Origin of the sequence: Kineosporia babensis (assembly GCF_021129305.1) — a bacterium.
Lineage (GTDB): Bacteria > Actinomycetota > Actinomycetes > Actinomycetales > Kineosporiaceae > Kineosporia > Kineosporia babensis.
This window is the reverse complement of sequence record NZ_JAJOMB010000077.1, coordinates 1-674: the sequence shown is the minus strand read 5'-3', so window position 1 is coordinate 674 and position 674 is coordinate 1. Positions and strand designations below refer to the sequence as shown.

1 protein-coding gene is annotated in these 674 nt (G+C 66.0%); it reads left to right on the top strand.

From position 1 onward, the window contains the following. A partial coding sequence (locus LR394_RS41040) for a glycoside hydrolase family 26 protein (RefSeq protein WP_231450142.1) occupies positions 1–674 on the top strand: 674 nt, incomplete at both ends.

The window sequence follows — 674 nt, the reverse complement described above, 5'->3', positions numbered from 1 at the left end:
GCGATGATCCCGGAGGCCGCCGGGGCCAGCCTGGGCGCCTGCGCCAAGGGTGAGTACAACGACAAGTGGAAGCAGTTCGGCCAGAACTTCGTGAACAACCAGATGGGTGACTCGATCATCCGGCTGGGCTGGGAGTTCAACGGCAACTGGTACGCCTGGAGTGCCCACAACCCGCAGGAGTACGCCGAGTGCTTCCGTCAGGTGGTCACCTCGGCCCGCAGCACGGCCCCGGACCTGAAGTGGGACTGGACCGTGAACCGGGGGGTCAGTGCCGGTCTGGCCGATGCCACCCAGGCCTACCCGGGTGACGACTACGTGGACATCGTCGGGATCGACTCCTACGACAGCTGGCCCGCGGCGAACACCGAGGAGGGCTGGCAGCAGCACTACAACGGGGAGTTCGGGCTGAAGTTCTGGGCCGACTTCGCCGCCGAGCACGGTAAGAAGCTGGCCGTGCCGGAGTGGGGGATGTACCCGGGCACCGCGCACGCCGGGCAGAACGGCGGCGACAACTCGTTCTACATCGGCAAGATGGTCGAGTTCTTCAAGAGCCTGGGGGAGAACCTGGCCTACGAGGCGTACTTCAACGAGGACGCCAGCTACTACGCCGGGGCGATCTTCGAGCCCAACCAGAACCCGGTCGGGGCGGCGGCCTACAAGAAGCTCTACGCGGC